This window comes from Actinokineospora enzanensis DSM 44649, from assembly GCF_000374445.1.
In the GTDB taxonomy this organism is placed as follows: Bacteria; Actinomycetota; Actinomycetes; order Mycobacteriales; family Pseudonocardiaceae; genus Actinokineospora; species Actinokineospora enzanensis.
In genome coordinates, this window is record NZ_KB894407.1 from 104,371 (window position 1) to 127,223 (window position 22,853).

At 71.5% G+C, this 22,853-nt stretch carries 19 protein-coding genes; 11 read left to right on the forward strand and 8 right to left on the reverse strand.

The annotated features are described in order from the left end of the window. Window positions 1–105 precede the first annotated feature (105 nt). A complete protein-coding gene (locus C503_RS38660; protein WP_018681796.1) occupies window positions 106–606 on the forward strand; it encodes a DUF3995 domain-containing protein in 501 nt (166 codons plus the stop codon). Between the two features lie 52 nt (window positions 607–658). Here C503_RS38660 and C503_RS0108675 read toward each other — a convergent pair whose 3' ends face one another. Further along, window positions 659–874: a hypothetical protein gene (locus C503_RS0108675; RefSeq protein WP_018681797.1), complete on the reverse strand. Its 216-nt coding sequence runs from the start codon at window positions 872–874 to the stop codon at window positions 659–661. 310 nt (window positions 875–1,184) lie between these two features. Between C503_RS0108675 and C503_RS38665 the strand changes: the two genes are divergently transcribed. Continuing rightward, window positions 1,185–2,369 carry a helix-turn-helix domain-containing protein gene (locus tag C503_RS38665; protein ID WP_169514516.1) on the forward strand — a complete coding sequence of 395 codons (1,185 nt, stop codon included), beginning with the start codon at window positions 1,185–1,187 and terminating at the stop codon, window positions 2,367–2,369. Beyond that, on the forward strand, window positions 2,366–2,878 hold the full coding sequence (locus C503_RS0108685; protein WP_156893083.1) for a flavoprotein: 513 nt from the start codon (window positions 2,366–2,368) through the stop codon (window positions 2,876–2,878). The genes C503_RS38665 and C503_RS0108685 overlap by 4 nt, the downstream gene beginning before the upstream one ends. A gap of 13 nt (window positions 2,879–2,891) precedes the next feature. Here the strand turns inward: C503_RS0108685 and C503_RS0108690 are convergent, their stop codons facing one another. Both C503_RS0108690 and C503_RS0108695 read right to left on the reverse strand, forming a co-directional pair. Next, entirely contained in the window at window positions 2,892–5,483 is a 2,592-nt protein-coding gene (locus C503_RS0108690; protein WP_018681800.1) for a LuxR C-terminal-related transcriptional regulator, read from the reverse strand. Window positions 5,484–5,589: 106 nt separating this feature from the next. Further along, a complete protein-coding gene (locus tag C503_RS0108695; RefSeq protein ID WP_018681801.1) occupies window positions 5,590–7,275 on the reverse strand; it encodes a condensation domain-containing protein in 1,686 nt (561 codons plus the stop codon). A gap of 404 nt (window positions 7,276–7,679) precedes the next feature. Here C503_RS0108695 and C503_RS0108700 point away from each other — a divergent pair, with 404 nt between their 5' ends. Then, window positions 7,680–8,576 (forward strand): pentapeptide repeat-containing protein, encoded by an 897-nt coding sequence (locus tag C503_RS0108700; protein WP_018681802.1) that lies wholly within the window; start codon window positions 7,680–7,682, stop codon window positions 8,574–8,576. Here the strand turns inward: C503_RS0108700 and C503_RS48460 are convergent. Then, the gene (locus C503_RS48460; RefSeq protein WP_018681803.1) at window positions 8,467–9,564 is read right to left on the reverse strand and encodes a hypothetical protein; all 1,098 of its coding nucleotides are present in this window, start codon (window positions 9,562–9,564) and stop codon (window positions 8,467–8,469) included. The genes C503_RS0108700 and C503_RS48460 overlap by 110 nt on opposite strands. Between C503_RS48460 and C503_RS0108710 the strand changes: the two genes are divergently transcribed. The 3 genes from C503_RS0108710 (at window position 9,563) to C503_RS0108720 (ending at window position 12,547) form a co-directional block, all read left to right on the forward strand. Beyond that, window positions 9,563–10,474 carry a HipA family kinase gene (locus tag C503_RS0108710; RefSeq protein ID WP_018681804.1) on the forward strand — a complete coding sequence of 304 codons (912 nt, stop codon included), beginning with the start codon at window positions 9,563–9,565 and terminating at the stop codon, window positions 10,472–10,474. The two genes, C503_RS48460 and C503_RS0108710, sit on opposite strands and share 2 nt — an antisense overlap. Continuing rightward, complete coding sequence (locus tag C503_RS0108715; RefSeq protein ID WP_018681805.1) at window positions 10,458–10,853, forward strand: DUF3037 domain-containing protein; 396 nt, start codon at window positions 10,458–10,460, stop codon at window positions 10,851–10,853. The genes C503_RS0108710 and C503_RS0108715 overlap by 17 nt, the downstream gene beginning before the upstream one ends. Before the next feature lie 224 nt (window positions 10,854–11,077). Next, window positions 11,078–12,547 carry an aminotransferase-like domain-containing protein gene (locus C503_RS0108720; RefSeq protein ID WP_018681806.1) on the forward strand — a complete coding sequence of 490 codons (1,470 nt, stop codon included), beginning with the start codon at window positions 11,078–11,080 and terminating at the stop codon, window positions 12,545–12,547. 62 nt (window positions 12,548–12,609) lie between these two features. Here C503_RS0108720 and C503_RS0108725 read toward each other — a convergent pair whose 3' ends face one another. Continuing rightward, window positions 12,610–13,662, reverse strand: a complete 1,053-nt coding sequence (locus C503_RS0108725) for a chitinase (RefSeq protein WP_026316097.1) — start codon at window positions 13,660–13,662, stop codon at window positions 12,610–12,612. A 160-nt stretch (window positions 13,663–13,822) separates the two neighbouring features. Here C503_RS0108725 and C503_RS45780 point away from each other — a divergent pair, with 160 nt between their 5' ends. The 3 genes from C503_RS45780 to C503_RS43135 all read left to right on the forward strand — a co-directional run bounded on the left by C503_RS45780 (window position 13,823) and on the right by C503_RS43135 (window position 20,091). Next, complete coding sequence (locus C503_RS45780) at window positions 13,823–15,649, forward strand: hypothetical protein (RefSeq protein WP_026316098.1); 1,827 nt, start codon at window positions 13,823–13,825, stop codon at window positions 15,647–15,649. 404 nt (window positions 15,650–16,053) lie between these two features. Then, window positions 16,054–16,806: an SDR family oxidoreductase gene (locus C503_RS0108735; RefSeq protein ID WP_018681808.1), complete on the forward strand. Its 753-nt coding sequence runs from the start codon at window positions 16,054–16,056 to the stop codon at window positions 16,804–16,806. Window positions 16,807–16,863: 57 nt separating this feature from the next. Next, the gene (locus C503_RS43135; protein WP_051114780.1) at window positions 16,864–20,091 is read left to right on the forward strand and encodes an ATP-binding protein; all 3,228 of its coding nucleotides are present in this window, start codon (window positions 16,864–16,866) and stop codon (window positions 20,089–20,091) included. Here the strand turns inward: C503_RS43135 and C503_RS0108745 are convergent. Genes C503_RS0108745 through C503_RS0108755 form a run of 3 tightly spaced genes read right to left on the reverse strand, consistent with a single transcriptional unit; the run spans window position 20,074 to window position 22,216 of the window. Continuing rightward, window positions 20,074–20,589, reverse strand: coding sequence for a DUF6886 family protein (locus tag C503_RS0108745; RefSeq protein WP_018681809.1), 516 nt, complete (start codon window positions 20,587–20,589; stop codon window positions 20,074–20,076). The two genes, C503_RS43135 and C503_RS0108745, sit on opposite strands and share 18 nt — an antisense overlap. Before the next feature lie 26 nt (window positions 20,590–20,615). Continuing rightward, on the reverse strand, window positions 20,616–21,632 hold the full coding sequence (locus tag C503_RS38680; protein WP_245572431.1) for an asparaginase: 1,017 nt from the start codon (window positions 21,630–21,632) through the stop codon (window positions 20,616–20,618). Window positions 21,633–21,670: 38 nt separating this feature from the next. Next, a complete protein-coding gene (locus C503_RS0108755) occupies window positions 21,671–22,216 on the reverse strand; it encodes a PadR family transcriptional regulator (RefSeq protein ID WP_018681812.1) in 546 nt (181 codons plus the stop codon). A 57-nt stretch (window positions 22,217–22,273) separates the two neighbouring features. Here C503_RS0108755 and C503_RS0108760 point away from each other — a divergent pair, with 57 nt between their 5' ends. Then, window positions 22,274–22,678 carry a hypothetical protein gene (locus C503_RS0108760; RefSeq protein ID WP_018681813.1) on the forward strand — a complete coding sequence of 135 codons (405 nt, stop codon included), beginning with the start codon at window positions 22,274–22,276 and terminating at the stop codon, window positions 22,676–22,678. Window positions 22,679–22,853 lie beyond the last annotated feature (175 nt).

Genomic DNA, 22,853 nt, shown 5'->3' on the forward strand with positions numbered 1-22,853 from the left:
CACAAGACGTGGCGACGCAACCTAACATTCCCTTAGGGATGCCGGACGTGGTCGGCGGCCGGATTGCCCCGGAACCCGCCGCGCGCCTGGCACGTTGCTCCGATCGTGCTGATCACTTCGCGCCACTGGGGGCACGCGGCGGCGACCTGGTGCACCGTCTTCGCCCTCCTGCACCTCTACTGGGCCCTCGGCGGCTCTCTGGGTCTCGCCGTCTCGGCAGGCCCGACCCTCGCTGCCAACCGGCCGACGTGGTTCGTCCTGGCGGGTCTCTGGGGCGTGGCCGCATTGCTGCTCTTGGGCGCGGTGTTCACTCTCGCTCTGTCCCACTGGCGCCCTCGGGGTTATCTCCGCCGCGCGGCCACATTGCTCGGCTACCTGATCGGCGGATTGCTCCTGCTCCGGGGAGTGCTGATCGAACTGGCACTCGCCACCAACCTGGGCGGCGTCGCGACGGAGACGGGTCCGGCACAAACCCGGTGGAGCCTCTACCTCTGGAACCCCTGGTTCATCCTCGGCGGCGCCCTCATCCTCCTGGCCACCCGCCACTTCACCCGTTTCGCCGCCAACCGAGATCCGACCGGGCAGCTGTGCGATCACCCCGGTTGACGCGCGACACGGCATCGGGATGTTCGCGCGTCGACCGGGGTGCGTCGGGGAGTCAGCTCGCCTGGCCGCGCAGGTACTCCTGTTCGGCTTGCGCGAGTTCGGCCAAGGCTTTCTCGCCGGTGCCGATGAGCTCGCGCAGGGCACCGCCCTCGATGATCAGCGTGCTGCCGTCCTGCGATGTGCCGAAAGTGAACTCGACGTCATCGACATTATTGATCTTGTACGAGATGTCGCAGCCGGAGCCGATCGTGGTGTAGACGTCGACCATGGGGTTTTGCAACAAGGCTGGCCTCTCTGTGGTTCGGAGGATGTAGCGGAATGTCGTGGTAACGCGAACGATCCAAGTCGACAGGGTCGGCCAAGTCGAGTCTCGTCCCGTATCGCGCCCGCTACGTTCGCCGTGCTGACCTGCTTGTTTCCCGCGATCGGATCACTCGAAAGGGCTATGGGCGCGGCCATTTTCCATCAGTTCGGGTGCGGTTTGTCGAAAGCATCACAAAAGCATCGTTTGTGCGGCACGTCCTCGGTTGCCTTGTCTGCTGCCCATTCATCGGTTGCGATGTGCCACACTGGGCCGCGTGTCCGCAGGTAAGAGCAGGCTGGCTCAGGTGCGCTCGGCGAATGGCTACACACAAGAGAAACTCGCCAGGGCCCTGGGAGTGACCCGGTTGACCGTCCAGCGGTGGGAACACGGTCGGTTCTCGCCGCGTCCCGACCTGCGCCTCAGGACGGCAGCACTGCTCAAGGTCGGCCCGGATGAGGTGGGCGGTTGGTTCACGCAGGCGGCTGAGGCACACGTGCCGACGTCAGCCCCGTCACCCTCCGCGCCGGGGCCTGAAACGCTGTCACGACTACGTGCGGTGATCTTCGGTGGTGGGGCGCGGCCTGCCGACATGGCGTCGGTTGATTCGGGGAAGGCTGTCCTGCGGGCGCATCGGCTCTACCAGCATGCCGACTACGACGGAGTCTGCCGGATCCTGCCGGGCGTCATCGCCGGGTTCGACGAACGATCGACCGGTGCGGCACGGCGAGCGGCGGGCTATATCGCGGCGGCCAAGCTCGCGACAAAGGTCGGCGATACTCATCTGGCCTGGGTGACCGCCGACCGCGCGCATCGGGCGGCGTGCGAGGTCGGGAATCCGGCGTTGATCGGCGTCGCCCGGTATCAGGTTGCCGCCGCGTTGCATCGCAGCGGCAACACCGACCACGCCCAAGCTGTCGCCGCCGAGGCAGCTGACGACCTTGCCCGCAACGTCGAGAAACATCCGCACAACGTCTCGGCGCGTGGTGCGCTGGTATTGCTGTCGGCGGTCATGTTCGCGCGCAGCGGTGCGACGAGCACGGCCCAGGCATTGCTGGCCGAGGCGCGAGCATTGGCCGAGGAACTGCGGGTCGACGCGAACCACCTGTGGACCGGTTTCGGCCCGACCAACGTCGCCATCCATGAACTGTCCGTCGCCGCGCAGTCGGGCAGTGTCGAGCACGCGCGGTCCCTCGGGGCGGTGATCGACACGGATCGGATGCCCGCCGTGCTGGTCGGTCGACGTGCGCAGGTCCACCTCGACCTCGGCCGGACGGCGGTCACGGCGCGGGATGACTCGGTTGCGGTGCTGCACCTGCTCGAAGCGGAACGGGTCGCAAACCAGGCTGTGTCTCGCAACATCGTCGCCCGGGGGTTGATCGGCACTCTGTTGTCCCGGGAACAGCATGGCACCACTCCCGGTCTCCGGGCGCTGGCCCGTCGTGCTGGGGTGGAGGCATGATGCTCTACCTGGTCGCCTGTGCCGCGCCGCCGGTCCGCGACTTGACCACGGCCGTCAATCTGTTGCGAGAACGCGAATGGGACGTGTGCGTCGTCCCCACACCGACCGCGTCCACCTGGATCGATTGCGGCGTACTCGCCGACCTGACCGGCCATCCGGTGCACAGCGCGCTCCGGCACCCGGACGACACCGCGAGCCTGCCGAGGGCCGACGCGGTGCTCGTGGTGCCCGCGACCTTCAACACGATCAACAAGTGGGTCACGGGCATCTCGGACACCTTCGCCCTCGGGATCCTCAACGAGTCGATCGGCCTCGGCCTACCCGTCCACGTCGCCCCCTATGCCAAGGCAACCCTCGCCGCGCATCCAGGCTTCGGCGAAAACCTCGCCAAGCTCGCCAGCTGGGGCGTGACCGTGTTGCCCAACGAACTCATCCGCCCCCCGACCAAAGGCCAACCCTTCCTCTGGCAGCGGTTGATGGACGCACTTCCCGTCGGGGCGGGTGGCTAGCAGCGACACGCTACTAGTGGGGTCGGGCGGCCAGGCGTTGGGCTACGCCGATGCGGGATTTGACGCCGAGTTTGGTGAAGACTCGGGCCAGGTGGCCTTCCACCGTTTTCCGGCTCAGGTACAACCGGGTGGCCACTTCGCGGTTGGTGAGGCCTGCGGCGACGAGTTCGGCGATTTCCAGTTCGCGGCCGGACAACGCCTCCACGCTGCCCAGGGGGCGGCGGGGGCGGGGGGCTCGGGCGCCCAGGCGGGCCTCGGTGGTGCGGATGCGGATCGAGAGCCAGGCGGCGGAGCAGGCCAGGTAGGCCTCCTTGGCTCGGCCCAGTTCGGCGCGGGCGGCGGTCAGTTCGCCCAGGCCTGCCAGGTGTTCGGCCAACAACTCGCGGACTCGGGCCATGCGTAGCGGTGTGCCGCGCAAGGCGAGTCGGGCAGCGTCGCGGGCGGCGGGGAGTTCGTCGAGTCGGGCCAGGACCAGGGAGCGGGCGTGGTGGGCGTGCGGGGCTCCGCCGGATCGGGAGACGGCGTCGTCGGCGATGGGCAGGGCCTCGTCCTCGCGGCCGGACTCGGCTAAGCCGACGGCCAGGTGGGCGGCCCACCGCGACCGGGCACCGCCGGAAGCGCCCGCCAGGTCCGAGCCCACCCGCCGACGGACATGGTCGACGCAGGCCGAAGCATCGCCCGTCGCCAGCAGACATTCCGCCACCGTCAGCCCGACTCGCTCGATCAGCCAGGCCGACCGAGGCTCCGGCAGCGAGGCCAACGCCTCCTCCGGCCCCATCTGCCACAGCACCGCGGGCAAGCCTGCCGTCGCGGCCAGCGAGACCAACTCGGGACTTCCCAGCTCCCGGGCGACCCGTGCCCCCTCGTCCGCGCTCACCCGCGCGCGATCCAGGTGCCCGGACCGGACCGCGAGCGCCGCGTCCGCCGCCAGCAGGGTCGGCAACGTCGACCGGCGTCCGGTGGCACGGGCGAAATCCAAGCCCCGCCGCAGATGTCGCCCGGCGTCCGACAGGCGATCGGATTCCAGCTCCAGCCACCCCAGCGCCGACAGGTGATCGCCGACCGACGCGTCCGGCAACCCGTCCACCAACCGCACCACCGCGCCCAGGTCCGGTGTGTCCGTGCCGCCCCGCACGGCCCCGAGCGCGCCGAGTACGTGGCCCGCGACCTCGTCGCCCTCGACCACCGCCTGCCGCGCCAGTCGTACGCACTCGCCGGTCTCGCCGGTCAACAACGCCACCGTCGCCCGCTCGGCCGCCAGGCCGCGAACCGGTTCCCGTTCCAGCAAAGCCTTCGCCTCGGCGTACCGCCCCAGCAACCGTTCCGTCCGCGCGCACGCCCGCACGGCATCCACTCTGCTCTGTCGCTTGTGGACCAATGGTTGCGTCGGCGCCTCGTCCACCATGGCCGGACCGGTCTCGACCATCGGTCGGCGCGGGTCGCCGTCGACCGCGTACGGGACGTCGAGGGCCAGGGCGGTGTGCAGGACGTCGCGGGCGCGGGGCAGGTCGCCGCACAGGCTGAGGGCGCGGCCGAGCAGGGGCAGCAGCTCGCCGACGCGGTCGTCCGGGAGGACCTCGACCGCCCGGCCGACCCAGGCCGCCGCGGTGGCGGGGGCGGTCTCCAGGACGGCCGCCGCGCCCGCCGCGAGGGTCTCGGCGGTCTCGATGTCGCCGTAGCCCGCCGTGCGGGCGGCGTGGAAGGCGCGCAGCGGGAGAGGGCCGCCGTGGGCGCGCAGGTACTCGCCTGCGCGGCGGTGGCCGAGGGTGCGCCAGCGCACGCCCGCGGCCTGGTAGGTGGCGGCGCGGACCAGCGGGTGGCGGAACGCCAGGCGGGAGCCGTGTGCCGTGACCAGGCCATACGCCACGAGTTCGTCCAACGCGCGCAGTGTCACCGACTCCGGCAGGCCCGCCACGCGCACCACGAGTTCGACGTCGGCGGGTGTTCCGGCGGTCGCCACCGCGAACGCGACCTCGCGCACCGCCTCCGGCAGTCGGTCCAGCTCGTCCGTCGCGACCGCGAGCACGTGGTCCGGCAGCGGGGTCTCGCCGAGCCTGCGCGGGTCGGTGATCGCGGACAGCACCTCGGTCCCGACCCGGCCCAGCGCGCGCAGGAACAGCGGGTTGCCCGCGCTCGCCGCCACCAACAGGGCCGCCTGATGGGTGGGCACGCCCGGCACGTCGGCCGGACCCAGCGGGCCGAGCGGCAGCCGGGTCACCGGCCACGGCGAGCGGGCCAGCGCGGCGGGCAGCCACAGGCAGCCGTCGCGGTAGGCGACGGCCAGCAGCACGGGTGCCGGGGGAGGGGCGCGCAGTACACCGTCCAGTCCGCTGGCGCCGTGCGCGTCGTCGACGGCGAGCACCGCGCCGGGAAGGTCGGTGGTCCGTTCATTCCACTGTCGAGACACTTCGGGGAAAAGTACTGGGATACCCCGCGAATCGGCCAGGGCGGCCAGTTCGGACAGCAGCCGGGTTTTCCCGATTCCCGGTTCACCGTGGATCGCGACGATCCCGGGTCGGCCTGCCGCGAGCGCGTCGAGTGACCGCCGCAGCGCGGAAAGTTCCTGCTCGCGACCGGTCAGACGCTCGCGGGTGGGCTCTCCCATCCGGACCCCCTGATTCGCGATCGAATGACGGGAATCGCCTGGGTGCGATTGTCGAGGACAGGTTACCGGCTTCCGCGCAAACCGTCAGCGACACGCTACTAGTGGCCTATCGGCCACTCCCTTCGGCCCGGATTGATCCGTCAGTGTCGTGGACCACATAGTGATGCGGCGCGAGCACGGCCGGGTGCCGGGGCAGCCGCGCCAGCATGGCCGCGTGCAGCCGTTCGGGGGTGCAGTCGGCGGCCACGTGCGCCACGATCCGACCGTCCTGGATGTCCACCCGCGCCCGCGCAGGCTCGGGCAGCTCGTTGAGCACCTGGTCCAGCAGCGCCCGCACGGCACCGGTGTCCACCCAGGACGAGTCGATGACCTGCCAGCGCTCGTCCCGCTCGACCGGCGCGAACCCGGTCAGCGTCGCCACGTCGCGCAGCCGCACGTCCCCGGTCGCCGCCGTCACCAGCAGGCGCTCCACGGCCAGCAGGATCCCGTCCACGTCCGGGAAGCGCGCGGTGTCCGCGTGCAGCCGCAGGTCGGCCTCGGCCTCGCCGACGCCGCCCAGGGTGAGCAGGAACGCGGTGGGCAGGATCCGGTCGGGCATCGGCTCCAGCCGGGTGTCGGCGAGCGCGGCCACCGCGTCCTCCGGCGCGTCCTCGGCGGCCCGGGTCCCGGCCGCGCCCAGGTCGTTGAACACCGCGTCGCGGTGGAAGTGGCTGCCCCGGTCGTGGCCGACGGCGCTGATGACCTCCCACAGCTGCACCGAGTCGAACTGGGCGTAGCGGTAGGCGTTGATCGTGGTCGCCTGCACCTGCCGCACCAGGTCGTCGAACAGCGCGTCGTCGTCCAGGGTGAACGGCACCAGCGCGTCCTGGGCCAGCGGGCCCACGTACTCCCGCCAGGCCGAGCGGAACCGGTTGCCGCAGATCGACACCATCGTCCCGGCCGGGGTCGCGGTGTACACGCCGAGCAGGGCGGCGGTGGCGGCCAGCACGACGGTGGAGTGGCTGGCGCCGGTGCGGCCCGCGAGCGTGCGCAGCGCGGACGCGACGGCGGTGGAGACCATCCGCCGTTCCACCTGTCCCGGGACGCCGCGCGGGTGCGGCGGGAGCGCGCACATCGCCTGCGGGACCTGGCGCAACCGGGTGTCCCAGTACTTGAGCGCGGACCGGGTGCGCCGCCTGCCGACCTCGGACTGCTCCCACTCGGCCTGGTCCAGCGGTTGGTGGCCGCGTTCCTCGGCCAAGTCGTCGCGGCCGTCGAGCAGGGCGCGCAGCTGCTCGCCGACGATCGCCGCCCCGGCCGCGTCCACCGCGGCGTGGCAGAACAGCAGCACGATCACGATCGGTGCGGCGTGCTCGGTCACCGCCAGCACCCGCAGCGGCAGCCCGTCCACCACGTCGAAGGGGACCGCGATCTGCCGCCACACCAGCTCGCCGATGAACGGCAGCCGCTCCCCGACGACCTCGTGCAGCTGCAGCTCGATCTCGCCGTCGACCTGCACCGATTGGACTGGACCATCGGGTCCGTCCAGCTCGAACCGGGTGCGCAGGGCCTCGTGCCGGGCCACCAGCACGCCGAGCGCGCCGATCACCTCGGCCAGCGTGTGCCCGGCGCGCAGCTCGATGAACACCGGCAGCACGTCCGAGCGGTCGCCGTCGGAGCCGAGCCAGCGCAGCACGTTGTGCTGCCCGAGGGTGACCGGTCCGCGCGCGCCGCGGGAGCCGCGGAAGCGGATCGGCAGTGTGGACAGTGGACGGTCGGCCACCCGGGGCGTCGACGACGGCGGCGCGGTCATGGCGGTCTCCCTCACGGTCCGGCGATGATCTCGGTTGGACCCTAGGCAGCCACCCGGCGTCGAGCATGGGGGAAAACCCTCAAAAACTGGGAATCGTCAGCCCGGTCCGGGGGCTGGACGCGGGGCGGGCGGCGTGTCCAGAGGCGCAAGTCCCCGGGGAGTCGTTGCCGGTCGCCGGGACCCGGGCCGCCCGGTCTGGACCACTTGGCCGCGGTCGGGTGTCGGGTCGCGTGTCCACGGTGTGGGAACGCCGGGTAGCGTGGGCGATTCCAGTGGTTTGTCGCCGGGGCGGGTTGGTGCCGTACCAGCTGTCGCCACGGTGTTTGTCGCTGTGGTGTTTGTCGCTTTAGCGGTTGTCGTCGTGGTTGTCGCAATGATGGTTTGTCCTGGTCGGAGGGGAACGGGTGACCGAGTTTGATCCGTTCGCCGAGCTGCGGGCCGACTGCGCGCGGTGTTTCGCGCTCTGCTGCGTGGTTCCCGCGTTCGCCGCCTCGGCCGACTTCGCCATCGACAAGCCCGCGGGGACGCCGTGCCCGAACCTGCTGGCCGACCACCGTTGCGGCGTGCACGACTCGCTTCGCGACCGCGGTTTCGCAGGCTGTACGGTCTACGACTGCTTCGGCGCGGGCCAGAAGGTCGCCCAGGACACGCTCGGCGGGCGGCCGTCACCGCGGGCGCGCGAGGTGTTCCCGGTCATGCGGGACCTGCACGAACTTCTTTACTACCTGACCGAGGCCGCCACTCTGGACGCCGCGCGACCGATCCACGCCGATCTGCGTGCCGCGCTCGCCGAGACCGAACGGCTGACCGGCGGCACCGTCGACGATCTCGCGCGGCTGGATGTGACCGAGCACCGCGAGGCCGTGAACTCCCTGTTGCGTCAGGCCAGCGAACTGGCACGTGCGGATATCGGACAGAAGGTCGATCGCCGAGGCGCCCTGCTGATCGGCGCGGACCTGCGCGGTGCCAAGCTGCGCGGCGCGAGCCTGCGCGGCGCCGTGCTCCTCGGCGCGGACTTGCGGAACGCGGACCTGAACCGAGCCGACCTCACCGGCGCGGACTTGCGGAACGCCCGGCTCGACGGCGCGGACCTGGCCACCGCACTGTTCCTCACCCAGTCCCAAGTGGACTCCGCGCGCGGCGGCCAGGACACCCGCCTGCCCGAGCGGCTGCGCCTGCCCGCGCACTGGCTCACGCGCCCGGCACGAACCGCCGCGGACCGATCAGCGCCGCGACGCCGGTCAACAGGTAGCCCGCGACCGGGCCGAACGCGCCGATACCGAGGTCGTGCAGGGAGCTGAAACCGCCCACCAGGTCGCTCAGCGCCACCACGTGCAGCACCGACAGTCCGATCAGCACCAGACCCGCCACCCGGCGGAACATCGTCACCGCCGACTTGAGCACGAACACCACCACGACCGCCGCCGCCACGGCCGCCAGTGCCACCACCACATCCCGGGTGGTGAAGTGCTTGTCGACGCCGAACATGCCGGTCACCGGGGCCAGGCCGTAGCGCAGCAGCAGATAGCCCACGCCGATGATCGCCAGGCCCGCCCAGACCACCTTCATCGCCACCGACTCCAGCACCGCCGCGAACGTCAGCAGCAGACCCAGGATCACCAGCGGGTAGCTGAACAACAGCAGGTACCAGTCGGCGAACCCGCGCGGCTGCCCGTCGGACAGCGCGTCCCACAGCTGCATGAGCGAGCGAGGGTCACCGCCCTGCGCGACCCAGGGCAGCACGGTGAGGCTGAGGACCTGCACGACGGTGCCGAGCAATGCCAGCACCAACCCGATACCGGGCACACGGAAGCCGCCACCGCCGCCGGAATCGCGATACTCCTCGGGAACCTGGGGGCGCACGTCCTGCGTGGACCGAGCGGGGGCCGCGCGCGGACGCTCCGGCTCCGGCCGATAGGGCTCACTGCCACGACCGGGCTGACCGTACTGCTCGGGAGCGCGGCTGTACTGCTCGGAACCACGGTCCGGGCCCCGGTTGCACTGCCCGGCCGCGCGCGGGTCCGTCCCGTACTGACCCTGTTGTCCGCCGTACGGATCCTGCCGGTACTGACCCTGGTTGTATTGCCCTTGGCCGTACGGGTCGTAGGCATCCTGACCGTACGGGTTTTCCCGGTAGTCGCCGTGCTCGCCCTGCTCGCCGTACGGCGCCTCGTACGGCCGCGTGTGGCCGTACTGCCGCGGTTCGCCCCCGCCCTGGTCAGGACGCCCCTGCTGCGGGTCGCGGGCACGCGGATCGCGCGGGTCACGGCGGTACGGCGGTTGCGACATGACCGCACCGTACAAGCCCGGGGCGGTCCCGCACAGTCCACTCGCCACCGATCGGCTCACGCGTTCGGGTGGCCCCCGGCGCGCCGCCGACCAGGGCGACACCGGCATGATGGGCGGTGTGTCGGAATCCCCGGTGGCGTCCCTGCGGGCGGTCGCGGCCACCCGCTATGTGACGCCGCTGCGCGAGGGCGGCTCGCTGCCCGGTCTGGTCGAGGCCGACGACCTGGGCATGTACGTGCTGAAGTTCCGCGGCGCCGGCCAGGGCCTCAAGGCGCTGGCCGCCGAGGTCGTCGTCGGCGAGCTGGCGCGTGCCCTCGGCCTGCGGGTGCCCGAGCTGGTGCTGGTCGATCTCGACCCCGATCTCGGCCGGGCCGAGCCGGACGAGGAGGTGCAGGGGCTGCTGCGCGCCAGCGGCGGCCGCAACCTCGGCTCCGACTACCTGCCCGGCTCCTTCGACTTCACCCCGGCCGTGCGCGATCCCGGCCCGGACCTGGCCGCCCGGGTGCTGTGGCTGGACGCGGTGACGCTCAACGTCGACCGCAGCTGGCGCAACCCGAACCTGCTGCTGTGGCACCGCGACGTGTGGCTGATCGACCACGGCGCCGCGCTGTACTTCCACCACCGCTTCGCGCCCGGCTGGGCGCCCGCCGCGACCTACCGCTGGGATCCGGCCGACCACGTCATGCTGCGCGCGGCGGGCCCGGTCGACGCCGCGCACGCGGAGCTGTCCGCGCGCGTGCCCGAGGCGGTCGACCGCGCGCTGTGGCTGGTCCCGGACGAGTGGCTGGACCCGGTGTTCGAGACGCCCGACGCGGCCCGCGCGGCCTACCGGGCCTACTTCGACGCCCGGCTGGCGGACGCGCCGCGCTGGCTGGCGGAGGTGGAGGCGGCCCGTGTCGCACGTGTTTGAGTACGCGCTGCTGCGCGCCGTCCCGCGGCAGGACCGCGGCGAGGCGCTCAACGTCGGCGTCCTGCTCTACTGCAAGGACCTGGACTACCTGGGCTGCCGCACGCACGTCGACCGCGGCAGGCTGCTGGCCCTGGACCCGGCGCTGGACCTGGACGTGCTCGCGGACACCCTGGCCGTGCTCGACGGCGCCTGTGCGGGCGGCGACGGCCGCGCCCCGGTGTCCGCCATCCCGATCGGGCAGCGGTTCCGCTGGCTGACCGCGCCGCGCAGCACCCTGGTCCAGACCTCGCCGACGCACCCCGGCCTCACCGCGGACCCCGGCGCCGACCTCGACCGCCTGTTCCGCGCCCTCGTGTTGCCGCCCGACCAGCCCGGATAAGCCGGACCCCGGTACAGATGACCCGCGGGCGCGGGCCATTCCGGCCGCCTTTCCCGAACACGACCGCACGACGACCGGGCAGATTCTTTGCACCGCACGGAAAACCGACCACCCGGCCGGTGATCCTTTCGGTCACGAGATCACGCGGATGACGGGACGATCAGGCCAATTAGCCGGCAAATGGACCGGGTTTCCCGCCGACCGTGCCCGGTACGGTCGAGCCCATGGACCGCCTCGCCGAAGCCGACCGCCTGGTGGAACTCCTGGGGGAGTGGACGACCGCGAGCGGGCCGCTGTACCGGAAGCTGGCGGGCGCCGTCGCCCGCGGCATCGAGGTGGGCGATCTCATCGCGGGCGACCGCCTGCCCTCCGAGCGTGACCTGGCCAAGCTGCTCATGGTCAGCCGCGCCACCGTGGTCGCCGCCTACGACGAGCTGCGCGGCAAGGGCCTGGTCGACAGCGTGCGCGGCAGCGGCACCCGGGTCAGCGGCCGCCGCGCGCCAAGCGACCACGGCCGCCGCGGTCGAGCAGGCACCGGCCGCGACCCGCGCGGGTGGGCCGCCGGGCCCGCACCGATGATCTCGCTGGCGCTGGCCACCGAACCGGCCGTGCCCGAGCTGGCCGAGGCGTACCGCGCCATGGACGACGCCGACCTGGCCGAGCTCATGGGCGACGTCGGCTACCATCCGCGCGGCTACCCGCCGCTGCGCGCCGCCGTCGCCGACTACTACTCCGCCGCCCGCCTGCCCACCGACCCCGACCAGGTGCTGATCACCACCGGCGCCCAGCAGGTGATCGGCCTGGTCGCGCAGATGTACCTGCGGCCGGGCAGCACGGTCGTGGTCGAGTCGCCGAGCTGGCCGGGCTGCCTGGACGTGTTCCGCGCGGCCGGGGCGCGCCTGGTCGCCGTGCCGATGGACCGCGAGGGCGTGCGCGCCGACCGGCTGGCCGCCGCGTTCGCCGAGGAACGGCCCGTGCTGGCGTACCTGATGCCGACCTTCCACAACCCCACCGGCACCCTGATGTCCGAGGAGCGCCGCCGCCAGGTGGCCGAGCTGGCCGCCCGGCACAACGTGCCGGTGCTGGAGGACAACGCCTACAGCGGGTTCCTCGGCCGGACCCCGGATCCCGCGCCGCCGCCGCTGGCCGCGTTCGCGCACGGCAACGCCGAGGTGCTCACGGTCGGCTCGATGGCGAAGTCGGTGTGGGGCGGGCTGCGGATCGGCTGGGTGCGCGGCCCGGCGGCCATCGTGGAACGCCTCGCCCGCTACAAGGTGCGCGCCGACCTGGGCAGCCCGGTCCTGGACCAGGCGCTGTCGGCCCGGCTGCTGCCGCGCCTGGACAAGATCGCCACCGCCCGCGGCGAGGTGCTCCGCGCCCGCCTGGACCACCTGCGCGCGCTGCTTGCCACGCACCTGCCCGGCTGGCGGTGGACCGAGCCGCACGGCGGGTCCGGGCTGTGGGTCGCGCTGCCCGGCACCAGCGCGCAGACCTTCGCCCAGGTCGCGTTGCGGCACGGGGTGGAGGCGGTGCCCGGCTCGGCCACCGACCCGACCGGCGCGCACGACAACTACCTGCGGCTGCCGGTCACCTTCCGCACCGAGACGATCACCGAGCTGGTGCACCGGCTCGCCCGCGCCTGGGCGGACCTGCAACGGCACGGACCGGCCGAGCCGTCCCGCCCGGTCGTCTGAGCGGAGCGGGGGTGTGGCCGGGCGCCACCCCGCGCGGACGGCGCCCGGCCACGATCATGGGGTCACCGGCCCTGCAGGGCCTTGACGTTGCGGCCGAAGCTGAAGCCCTTCGAGCCGTCCCAGTTGAACGACCAGTCCATCAGGCCCTTCACCTGGCCGCCCACGCTCTTCCACGCCTGCGAGACCAGCGACGGGCTCATGTAGCCGCCACCCGCGCCCGGCTGCGCGGGCAGGCCGGGGACCTGCTTGTCGTAGGGCACCTTGATGGTGGTGCCCTGGATGGTCAGACCGCTGTTGAGACAGTCGGTCTGCACCTTGAAACCCTGCACGGTCGCGGCCTGGTAGGAGTCGCCGTGGCAGCCGTACATGCTGCCGTTGTAGTACTGCATGTTCAGCCACCAGAGGCGGCCGTTGTCCACGTACTTCTTGATGATCGGCAGGTAGGCGCCCCAGATCGAGCCGTAGGTGACGCTGCCGCCGGTGACGTACGCGGTCTCCGGGGCCATCGTGAGACCGAAGTCGGACGGCATCTGGCCCAGCACGCCGTCGATGATGCGCACCAGGTTGGCCTGCGAGGTGGACAGCTGGGTGATCTTGCCGCCCGCGGTCAGGCCGGTCTCGATGTCGATGTCGATACCGTCGAAGTTGTACTTCTTCAGGATCGGCACCACGGTGGCGACGAACTTGTCCGCCACGGTGGCCGAGTTCAGGTCGATGCCCGCCGCCGCGCCGCCGATGGACATCAGGATCGTCGCGCCCGCGTCCTTCGCCGCGCACATCTGCTCCGGCGTGGACACCTTGACGGTGCTGTCCATTCCGTCTTCCCAGAGCACCGTGCCGTCGCCGCGGATCACCGGGAACGCGGCGTTGATCACGTTGTAACCGTTCTGCGCGATCCGGGAATCATTGATCGGCACCCAGCCGAACGGCGGGTGCACGCCATTCGAGGAACCGTCCCAGTTCTCCCAATAGCCCTGTAACACCTTGCCGGTCGGCCGTGACTTCACCGCACAGGTGTCCCCGGCGGGCGCCGCCTCGGCGGCGGACACCGACAACGGAACACCCAACGCGAGCGCCAGCACGGCGCCGAGCAAACGCGACCCCCGACGAGTCATGTGCTCTCCCGAATCTCCCTGTGATCACATCGTGGTAACAGTCGAACACCGGCCGACGGCGAAGTCCATGAATCGCGGTTGCCATATCGGTCGTCGAGTATTCCGCTGGCTGAACGGACCCCGAATGGCCCGCCGCGCGGCGGCTTGAGAGGATCGGGGGGTGCCGAACCCGACCCCGCGACCCGTCCCCGACCAGTCCGACCAGGTCCCCGGCAAGCCCGCCGTCCCCGCCCAGCGCACCCCGCGCGTCCGCGTCGCCCAGGACCTGGCCGACCAGATCCGGGCCCAGCGGGCACACGCGCAACGGGTTCAGGCCCAGTTGTCCGACGCATCGTCTGAAGGTCCGGTGTCCGAAGCCCAACAGCCTGGCCCCCAGCGGTCCGAGGCCCCCCGCGCCCCCGAGCCGACCGTGTCCCTGCACCGCACGGAGGCACCCCCCGACCCCGGCACCCGCCGCGCCACCCAGCCCACGGTGTCCCTGACGCGCTCGGCCGCCCGGCCCGGCGACGAGTCCGGCCTGCCACGGTCCGGCACCGACGTGTCGGGAAGCACCCGGCCCGGCGGTGACATGGCCCGGTTCGGTACCGACGATCCGGGGAACGCCCAGGTCGGCGAGGTCGACGGCCTGTCCGCCCTGCCCGGGGGAGATGTCCGTTCCGTCGAGAACGGGCGTCCCGACGATGCCCGATTGCCGGGGAATGTCCGGACATCCGGGAACTCCGTCCCCTCCGGGAACGTCCAGCCAGGTGTGAACGCGCAGCCCGCAGGGAACGTCGTCCCGCCCGCCGGAAACGCCCCCTCCGGCGAGGACAGCCTCCGCCCGAGCCCGGTGCCGCGCCCGGTCACCCGCCCACGGCTGCTGCCGGACCCGGAAGCGGAGCCGCACGCGCTGTTCAACCCGCCTGCCGACCCCACGGTCCGCTTCTCGCCGATCCGCCACGGCTCAGGCCCCGCGCTCACTCCCGGCACCGCGTCCCCGACCACTCCCGAGGCGTCGGCCCCGAGCTCTGCTGCGCCACCTTCCACCAACCCCACGGCGCCGCACGCCGCTGACCCGATGGCGCCGCACGGCTCCGGTCCCGCGGCACCTCCCGGTGTCGCGGCTCCGCATGCTTCCGGCTTCGCCCCGCCACACGCTCCCGACCCCGGTGCACCGCGCACCCCGGGCCCAGACGGGGCTCCCATCGACGGGACTGCCGCGTCCGACCCCACCGCATCGTTCGGGACCGGACCGGTTTCGGCGTCCGGGACACCTGGCACTCCACCGGCGCCGTCGGGGACCGCAGGTTCGCAGGATGCCGGGTTCGCACCCTCCGCCTTCCCGGGCACGCCGCCTCCGGGACTCGACACCCCGAACACGGTTGCCCCCACCCAGCCCGCGGCCGGTTCTGCCCCGCACGCCACGCCCGGGTTCGCGTTCGGGGCCAGGACCAGCGCCGGACCCATCGCGGCAGAAGGCGCGGCACCCGGGGACGGCGTGAGCCCCGCCGCACCGCCGTCGGGCCCGGCCACCGACGCCCGGGTGTCTCGCGGTCCGGTTCCACCCGCCTGCCACGCGGGCGCCCCGCACCTGCCCCCGGCAGCGGCCCCCCGGACACCTGCGCAGCCCCTGCCGGGCTCCGCGACCGAGCCGACCGCCCGCTTCGCCCCCGTGTCCCCGGCCCCCACCCCGATGCCCCGCTCGGCCCCGCGCCCGCCGCAGCCCCACTCGATTCCACCCGGCGAGATCTCGAACCCGCGCCCGCCGCAGCCCCACCCGATCCCGCCCGGCGAGATCTCGACCCCGCGACCGGGCACCACCCCCCTCCCTGCAGGTGGCCAGCCCGCCCCGACGGCCCCCATCCCCGGCGGCCCGATCCCGGCCGACCCCGCCCCCGACGCCCCGACCAAGCCCGCGACGAAGGCAAGCTCGGCCAGGCCGAAGTCGTTCCTCCGCCGCATGGCCCGCAAGATCGTCGGCCCCAGCCTCCTGCAACGCCGCGAGTAGCCCAGCCTTCCGAAGGCCGAGTCGTCCACAGCCCACCGGCCGACTCGGCCTTCGGCTTGTCCGGTCCCGGGCACGGGGCCGCGAGTTGTCCACAGGTAGGCCCACGGCGCCATCCCGAGCCTGTTCGCCCCGGTAGACTCGAACTCGGGGGATCCCCGGAAGTTATCCACATCCAGGCGAGTCATCCCCAGGTTCGGCGAGGGCCTTGACAACGCCGGATGAGGTCCCGGCGGTCCTCGACAGATGCCTGGTGCAACTCCAGGAATACGCCACGGTGGATGAACTCCAGCCGAGAAGAAGGCTGCGGCACCGTAATGGATTGTTCCCGTCGTCGATTCTCGATTCGGGCTACGATGGCCTTGGGAGAGGTATTTTCGGAGGGGAACGGCGTGGTGCGGACAGGCATGGGGAATGACCCGGTCGGGCAGCGGATCGCGCTGGTCACCGGGGCGAACAAGGGGATCGGGTTCGAGGTGGCGGCGCAGCTCGCCGAGCTGGGGATCACCGTGGTTGTCACTGCCCGCGACGATGCCAGGAGGCAGGACGCGGCGGCCAGGTTGCGGGAGAAGGGCGGGCAGGTGCACGAGGTCGCCTTGGACGTGACCGATTCGTCGACCGTCGAGGCCGCCGCGCGCTATGTCGACGAACGGTTGGGCAGGCTCGACATCCTGGTCAACAACGCCGGTATCGGCGGCGACGTCGCCGCCCAACGGCCGAGCAGCGCCGATCTGGACATGGTGCGGAAAGTGTTCGACACCAACTACTTCGGCGTCATCGCGGTCACCAACGCGATGCTGCCGCTGCTGCGCCGGTCGGCAGCGCCCAGGATCGTCAACGTGACCAGCGGGCTCGGGTCGCTCACCAACCAGGCCGACCAGGACCACTACCTGGTGAACGTCCCGGCCATGGCCGGTTACCCACCCGCCAAGACCGCGCTGAACGCGCTGACCGTCCAGTACGCCAAGGAGCTGCGCGCCGACGGCATCCTGGTCAACGCGATCGACCCGGGCGGCTGCGACACCGACTTCACGCGCGGCCGGTTCACCGTCCAGCGCACCGCCGCCCAGGGAGCCGCCGTCGCCGTGCGGCTGGCCACCATTCCCGCCGACGGTCCGACCGGCGGCTACTTCAACGAATCCGGCACAGTCGCCTGGTAGAGAATCAGCCCGGCGAGCCTGCAGGCGGCCGCCGGGGGTTGGTTCGATGATGGGGCGGTGGGAGAGAACTCGGGTGAGGTGCACGGGGACCTGACCCGGATCGGCTCGGTGTACGGAGACCTGTACGTCGGTGGGGCAGCGCCCGCGCGTAGCCACTATCTCAAACAGGTGGAACGGTTGGCGCCGCCCGAGCTGGTGGGCCGCGCGGCGGAGATCGCCCAGCTCACGGACTTCTGTAGGTCGGGCGGCGGGTATCTGTGGTTGCGGGCCCCGGCATGGTCGGGCAAGTCGGCGCTGCTGTCGTCGTTCGTGTTGGAGCCGCCTGACGGGGTGGTGGTGGTTTCGTTCTTCATCACCGCGAACCTGGCTCGACAGGCGGACCGGCGGGCGTTCGTGGACAGCGTGCTGGAGCAGCTCTGCGCGCTCCTCGGACGGCCGTTTCCGCACCACAGCCCGGAGACCAACCGGGAAGCGCACCTGTTGGGCCTGTTGGCGGAGGCGGCCCGGCTGGTCCGCGATCGTGGCGAGCATTTCGCGCTGGTGGTGGACGGGCTGGACGAGGATCTCGGGGTCGACGGCGGCCACGACGCCCACAGCATCGCCGCTCTCCTGCCCGTGGATCCGCCTGCCGGGATGCGGGTGATCGTCGCCGGTCGGCCCGCGCCGCCGCTTCCGGTCGATCTTCCGGAGCACCATCCCCTGCGCGGGGATTCGGTCGTCTTCCCCCTCACCCCGTCCGAGAAGGGCAAGGCCGTGCGCGCCTCCATGGAACGCGATCTCAAACGACTGCTCACCGGTACAGCTGTCGAGCGAGACCTGTTGGGGCTGGTCACGGCTGCCGGCGGTGGTCTCGGCACGGCAGACCTGGCCGCATTGACGGACTGCTCGGTGTGGGAGGTGGAGGACCGCCTGGAGACGGTCGCGGGCCGCAGTTTCACCCGCCTACCCGGGGTCGGTGGCGACTCGCCCGACGTGCTCGTGCTGGCCCATGAGCGCCTGTTGGTCACCGCCCGTCGCATGCTCCACGGCAAGCTGGCTCCCTACCACGAACGCCTGCACACCTGGGCTGACGACCACGCTGCCCGAGGCTGGCCATCCGACACTCCGGAGTTCCTGTTTCGCGGCTACTTCGCCCTGCTCACCGCGATCGGTGACCATGCCCGAATGGTCCGACTGGCCACAGATCCCGCGAGACACCGCTGGTTGCTCCGGACTACCTATACGGACAGCGCTGCCCTCGCCGAGATCGCCGCTACTCAGGCGGTTCTGCGTGGCGTTCCGGACCTCGCCAACCTTGCCCGGCTGGCGGTACACCGAGCCGCCCTGTTACGGCCGAACAACCGGTTCCCGACGAACCTGGCCGCCGCGTGGGCGATGGCGGGTCAGACCGAACGCGCCGAGGAGATGGCCGGTCTCTTCGTGTGGCCGCCCGAGCAGATCGATTCGCTGCTCGCCACCCAGCGTGCCGTGCGCGATCTCGGGGAGACCGAGCGAGCGGACAGATTGCTTGCCCAGGCCGAGGCGGCATGTGCGAGGGTTCATCAGTTCTTCGGCGGCAGGCCGATCGCGCTTGTCGCCGCAGAGTATGAGCGGCTCGGCGAGTGCTCGGCGGCCGAGCGGGTGTCCGGGCTCGGTGCGAACGAGTTCGAGAGGATTCGGGCCCTCACCGTGCGAGCCGGGGCGACTGTCGCGACGGATCGGGCGTGGGAGCTGATCGCTCGTGCGGAGGCGGTGACGAGTGTCGAGCAGTGGCCCAGTCGGGCGCTCGCCGACCTCGCGACAGTGGTCCACGGTCTTGGTGAACCTGTGCGAGCCACGGATCTTTTGGCTGCGGCCGAGTCGAACCACGGTTGGACCGGTGCCCTGAAAAGCCCAGGACATGCCGACCTGCTGACTGCGGCCGGGTTCGAGGTCGATGGCATCCTTGCTCCGATCGACGCGGACTATATCGCCGAATGCGCGGCGGAGGTGGGTGATGTCCAGCAGGCGGTCCGGCTCGCGGCCCAGGTCGACAAGAGCAATCGTGAACCGCTGATCGACAGGCTGGTCGAACGGATCGCTCGTCTCGACTCCGGTCGCGCCGAGGAACTCGCTCGTCCTACGGCAGATGGAGCGCGGTTGGGCGTCCGGCTGGCGATTGTGGCGGCGTCGGCCACCGGAACGCGTGCAACGGACCTGATAGCCGAGGCGGAGACCCTGGCCGGGGAGACTGTTGATCCCGTGCAGCGGAGTACCGCGTTCCTGGCTGTCGCGACTGCCTTGGCAGAAAAGGGTGACACGGGGCGGGCCGTGGAGATGGCACGCGACTACGCGCGCCCCGAAGCCGGGAACGCCGTAGTGCGTGTGGCCGCGCGGCTGCTGCGTGCCGGAGACGTCAAGGGTGGTACCGGGCTGCTCGAACTGGTGGAGGTGTTGACCAGGGGGCGTTACTCGGTCGAGGACGAGCGTCGGGCCGTGAAGTGGGTGCAGGCGATGGTGGACTTCGGTGACCTCGACCATGCCGAGCGGGCCGCCGCCGGGTTCGCCGACGCGACCGCGCGGTCCGCCGCTTGGGCGGTGATCGTGGAAGGTGCGGTCCGAAGAGGAGCACTCGATCTCGCGGAGCGCGCCTTGGCCGCTGTCGAGGACGAGGCCCTACGCAGGTGTCCGCGACTCGACTTGATTCGCGGTCGGCTTGCCGAGGGAGACCACGCGCGTGCAGCCGATCTCGCCGGTGCGGCGCCCGACCCCGAGCACGCGGCGGACGCATTGGCCGTGGTGGCTGCCGACTCGCGTCTTCCGGAGCACTTGGCCTTGGCCCGGCGGGCTGTCGACGCCGTGCCCGAACCGCATGTCCAGCGGCGGATACTTCTCGATCTCCTTGAGGCGGCGGCATCTTCGGGCCGTCGTACGGCTGTCGAAGATCTGGTGGGGGACCTCGACAGGGTCACTCAGGAGGGCCTGACTCGGTTGGAGACGCCTTCGCTCCGCCGGGGTGCCGCGCGATTCCTGGGGTTGCGCAGGTTCAGCTTGCGGAGCCTGCGCGAGATTGTGGAGACGATCGACAGTCATCGACGTGTGTCGATGAGCCCAACGGTGTCTCTGAACGTCTCGAAACGCGTGGTGCCTGTGGAACCACCTGCCCGGCGCACGGACACCGCCGGGCTGCCTGCGGATCAAGTCTTGGCTGTGGAGCTGGTCGAGCGGGACTGGCACTACGTGCTTGACGACCTGCTCGACCGGCACCCGGAGATCTACCCCGTGATCCTGGCCGAAGTGGACAAGCTGTCAGCGGGCGTTGTGTAGTCGGATCCCGCTGAACTCCAGGGTGCTGGTCGTGACCGCCGCCCAGAACGCGTGGAGCTCCGGCAGGACCCGCAGCTGGATGCCCGCCTCGTCGTGCAATGCGAACAGGTCGCCGACCGGTTCGGCCGGGCCGAGCGGCTCGACCGTCTCCGTCGTCACCATCGCGTGTCCGACCGAGTGGAACGGCTCGGCGGGCAGCCGGTAGGCGTAGAGGCGCACGGTCCGGATCGCGTCGAGCCAGCCGTATTCGACCGCGTGGACGCGGGTGCCGCCGCCGGGGCCGATGATCCGGTCGTGGTCGTCGGGGCTGGTGGTCGGACCGACCCAGGCCATCGCCCGGGGGCATTCGCGGGGGAACCAGTAGTCGGGGCTGCGGGGGGAGCCGACGGCCCAGACGCGGGGTTCGGATTCCGCGGCGGTGACCGCGACGTGGGGGGAGAAGCGGGTGATGGTGGGGTCTTCGGAGAAATGCAGCACCTGGCCGGGGTCTGGACGCATACCCGAGGCTATGCCGGGCCTCGTTTCTATCGCCACCCATTCTGGCCGAAGGTGGCGCGGATGCGGTCGATGTCGTGTCCGGTGGCGAGCAGACGGTGGAGGAGGATGCGGGCCTTGAGCGGGTCCAGGAAGTGGGCGCTGATCAGTCCGCGGTTCAACAGGTCCGATTCGGAGCCGGGGAATCCGTAGGTGCGGCTGAGCACCGACCCGGCCCCGGTGCGCGAGGCCAGTACGACAGGCATGTTCGCGGCCAACTCGGTGAGCCTGTCCACGACGCCCACGGGCACGTGCCCGGCGCCGAACCCGGCGATCACGAGCCCGTCGAACTCGTGGGCCGCGCGGAGCGACGTGCCGGAATCCCCGAGCGTCATGGTGACCAGCCCGACGTCGACCGCCTTGCCGAGCGCCCCGACGACGGTCTTGCGACCGGTCTGGCCGTTCAGGAACCGGGGCTGCCCCTCGACCACGTATCCGAGCGGTCCGCCGTCGGCCGAGACGAAGGTGTGCCCGCTGGTCGAATGCGTCTTCCGCACTCGCGCGGCCGCATGGATCTCGTCGGCGAGCACCACCAGCACACCGTGCCCGGACGCCGTGGCGGCGGTCTGGATCGCGGCCAGCAGGTTCGCCGGACCGTCGGCACCGGCCTGGGCCGCGTTGCGCATCGCCCCGGTGACCACCACCGGCTCGGGTCGGGTGTGGCCGAGGTCGAGCAGGTAGGCGGTCTCCTCGATCGTGTCCGTCCCCTGCACGACCACCACCCCGGTCGCCCCACCCGCCAACCGCTCCTCGATCGCCTCCGCCAACGCGTCCACGTCCTCGAACGACACCGACGCCCCCGGCACCCGCCGGAACTCCACCACCTCGATGTCGATCCCCGCCGCGGCCAACCCGGGCACCGCCGCCACCAACTCCGCCGCCGACAACGCCGGAACGGCCCCCGCGCCGGTCGCCGAACTCATCGAGATCGTGCCCCCGAGACCGAACACGACGACGTGGGGCGTGGAACCGGACATGAGCATGTCCTCCAATCGGCGGGTGATCATCGAAGCGTAACCGCCGCAGGACATCCGGGGAGCATGGCTCAGTTCGCTGCCAGTCCGCGGAGGGTTCGGAGGGTTTCGTCGGCCCAGGCGAGGGTGGCGCGGGCGCCGTGTTCGCCCGCCGAGACGGTCAGCAGCCAGAACGGATGGTGGGCCCGGTCCTCTTCCTCGGTCGCCATCGTGGCGCGGATCGCGGCGTAGTTGGCGAGGCGTTGTTCGGCGTCGACTTTGGCGGCCTGGACCAGTTCCACGCACGCGTCCACCCCCAGCTCACGGCCGAAGAACAAGCGCAACAGCAGGCCGTTGCGTTCGGGGCGCGGTGACTCCGGTTGCCGTAGCAGTTCCGACAGCCGGGCCCGGCCCGCGGTCGTGAGCGAGTACGTCATCGATCCGGACCGTTCCCCGCCGTGGCGGTCGAGGAGGCCTTCGGTGTGCAGGCGGGTCAGGGTGGGGTAGATCTGGCCGTAGCTCTCGTTCCAGAAGTGGCCGAGGACGGTGCGGATCGCTTCCCGGACCGCGTATCCGGTCATCGGGCGGACGCTCAGGGCGCCCAGCACCGCCATCTCCGACTGGCTGACCCTTGCCATCGCCCACCTATCTGTTAGATATTTCTGTCAGATACTCCATGAGGATAGGGGAACACGATGACGACCACCAGGGTCGCGGCGGCCGCCGCCGGGCTGTTCGGGGTGCTCGGCCTGTTCCAGGCGGCGCTCGCGCTGGGGGTGCCGTGGGGGAGGGCGGCGTGGGGAGGCTCGGCCGCGGAGTTGCCGACCGGGCTGCGGATCGCCAGCGGGGTGGCCGTGTTGCTGTTCGCGCTGGCCGTGGTGACGGTCCTGAGAGCGGGCGGGCATCCCGTGTGGACACCGCTGTCCGACACCTGGGCGCGCCGGGTCGTCTGGTTCTTCGCGGTGTACTGCGTGCTCGGCACGGTCGCCAACGCCATCTCGCGCAGCGCCGTCGAGCGCGCCGTCTGGACACCCGTCTGCCTCGTCCTGGCCGTGCTCACCTTCATCGTGGCCCGGTCCGCCCGACCGCGGGTCACCTGACCGTCCGGCGTCGGTCGGCGCGGCCGGGCGCCGGACGAGCTGTGGACGGCATTCGTGGTCGCCCGGGTTCCTTGTTGGACCCGGCCAGATTGTGGGTGGCGAGTTCCTCGCGCATGCGGGGATGCCCCGGCCCTGAGTCGCCCCAGGGACCGGGGCACCCCACACTGCATTCTCT

Coding starts and splice junctions, on each gene's coding strand:
- C503_RS0108675 (WP_018681797.1), bottom strand. CDS start 874: ATGGTCGACGTCTACACCACGATCGGCTCCGGCTGCGACATCTCGTAC.
- C503_RS0108685 (WP_156893083.1), top strand. CDS start 2,366: ATGATGCTCTACCTGGTCGCCTGTGCCGCGCCGCCGGTCCGCGACTTG.
- C503_RS0108690 (WP_018681800.1), bottom strand. CDS start 5,483: ATGGGAGAGCCCACCCGCGAGCGTCTGACCGGTCGCGAGCAGGAACTT.
- C503_RS0108695 (WP_018681801.1), bottom strand. CDS start 7,275: ATGACCGCGCCGCCGTCGTCGACGCCCCGGGTGGCCGACCGTCCACTG.
- C503_RS0108710 (WP_018681804.1), top strand. CDS start 9,563: ATGACCGCACCGTACAAGCCCGGGGCGGTCCCGCACAGTCCACTCGCC.
- C503_RS48460 (WP_018681803.1), bottom strand. CDS start 9,564: ATGTCGCAACCGCCGTACCGCCGTGACCCGCGCGATCCGCGTGCCCGC.
- C503_RS0108720 (WP_018681806.1), top strand. CDS start 11,078: ATGGACCGCCTCGCCGAAGCCGACCGCCTGGTGGAACTCCTGGGGGAG.
- C503_RS0108725 (WP_026316097.1), bottom strand. CDS start 13,662: ATGACTCGTCGGGGGTCGCGTTTGCTCGGCGCCGTGCTGGCGCTCGCG.
- C503_RS0108735 (WP_018681808.1), top strand. CDS start 16,054: ATGGGGAATGACCCGGTCGGGCAGCGGATCGCGCTGGTCACCGGGGCG.
- C503_RS0108745 (WP_018681809.1), bottom strand. CDS start 20,589: ATGCGTCCAGACCCCGGCCAGGTGCTGCATTTCTCCGAAGACCCCACC.
- C503_RS38680 (WP_245572431.1), bottom strand. CDS start 21,632: ATGATCACCCGCCGATTGGAGGACATGCTCATGTCCGGTTCCACGCCC.
- C503_RS0108755 (WP_018681812.1), bottom strand. CDS start 22,216: ATGGCAAGGGTCAGCCAGTCGGAGATGGCGGTGCTGGGCGCCCTGAGC.
- C503_RS0108760 (WP_018681813.1), top strand. CDS start 22,274: ATGACGACCACCAGGGTCGCGGCGGCCGCCGCCGGGCTGTTCGGGGTG.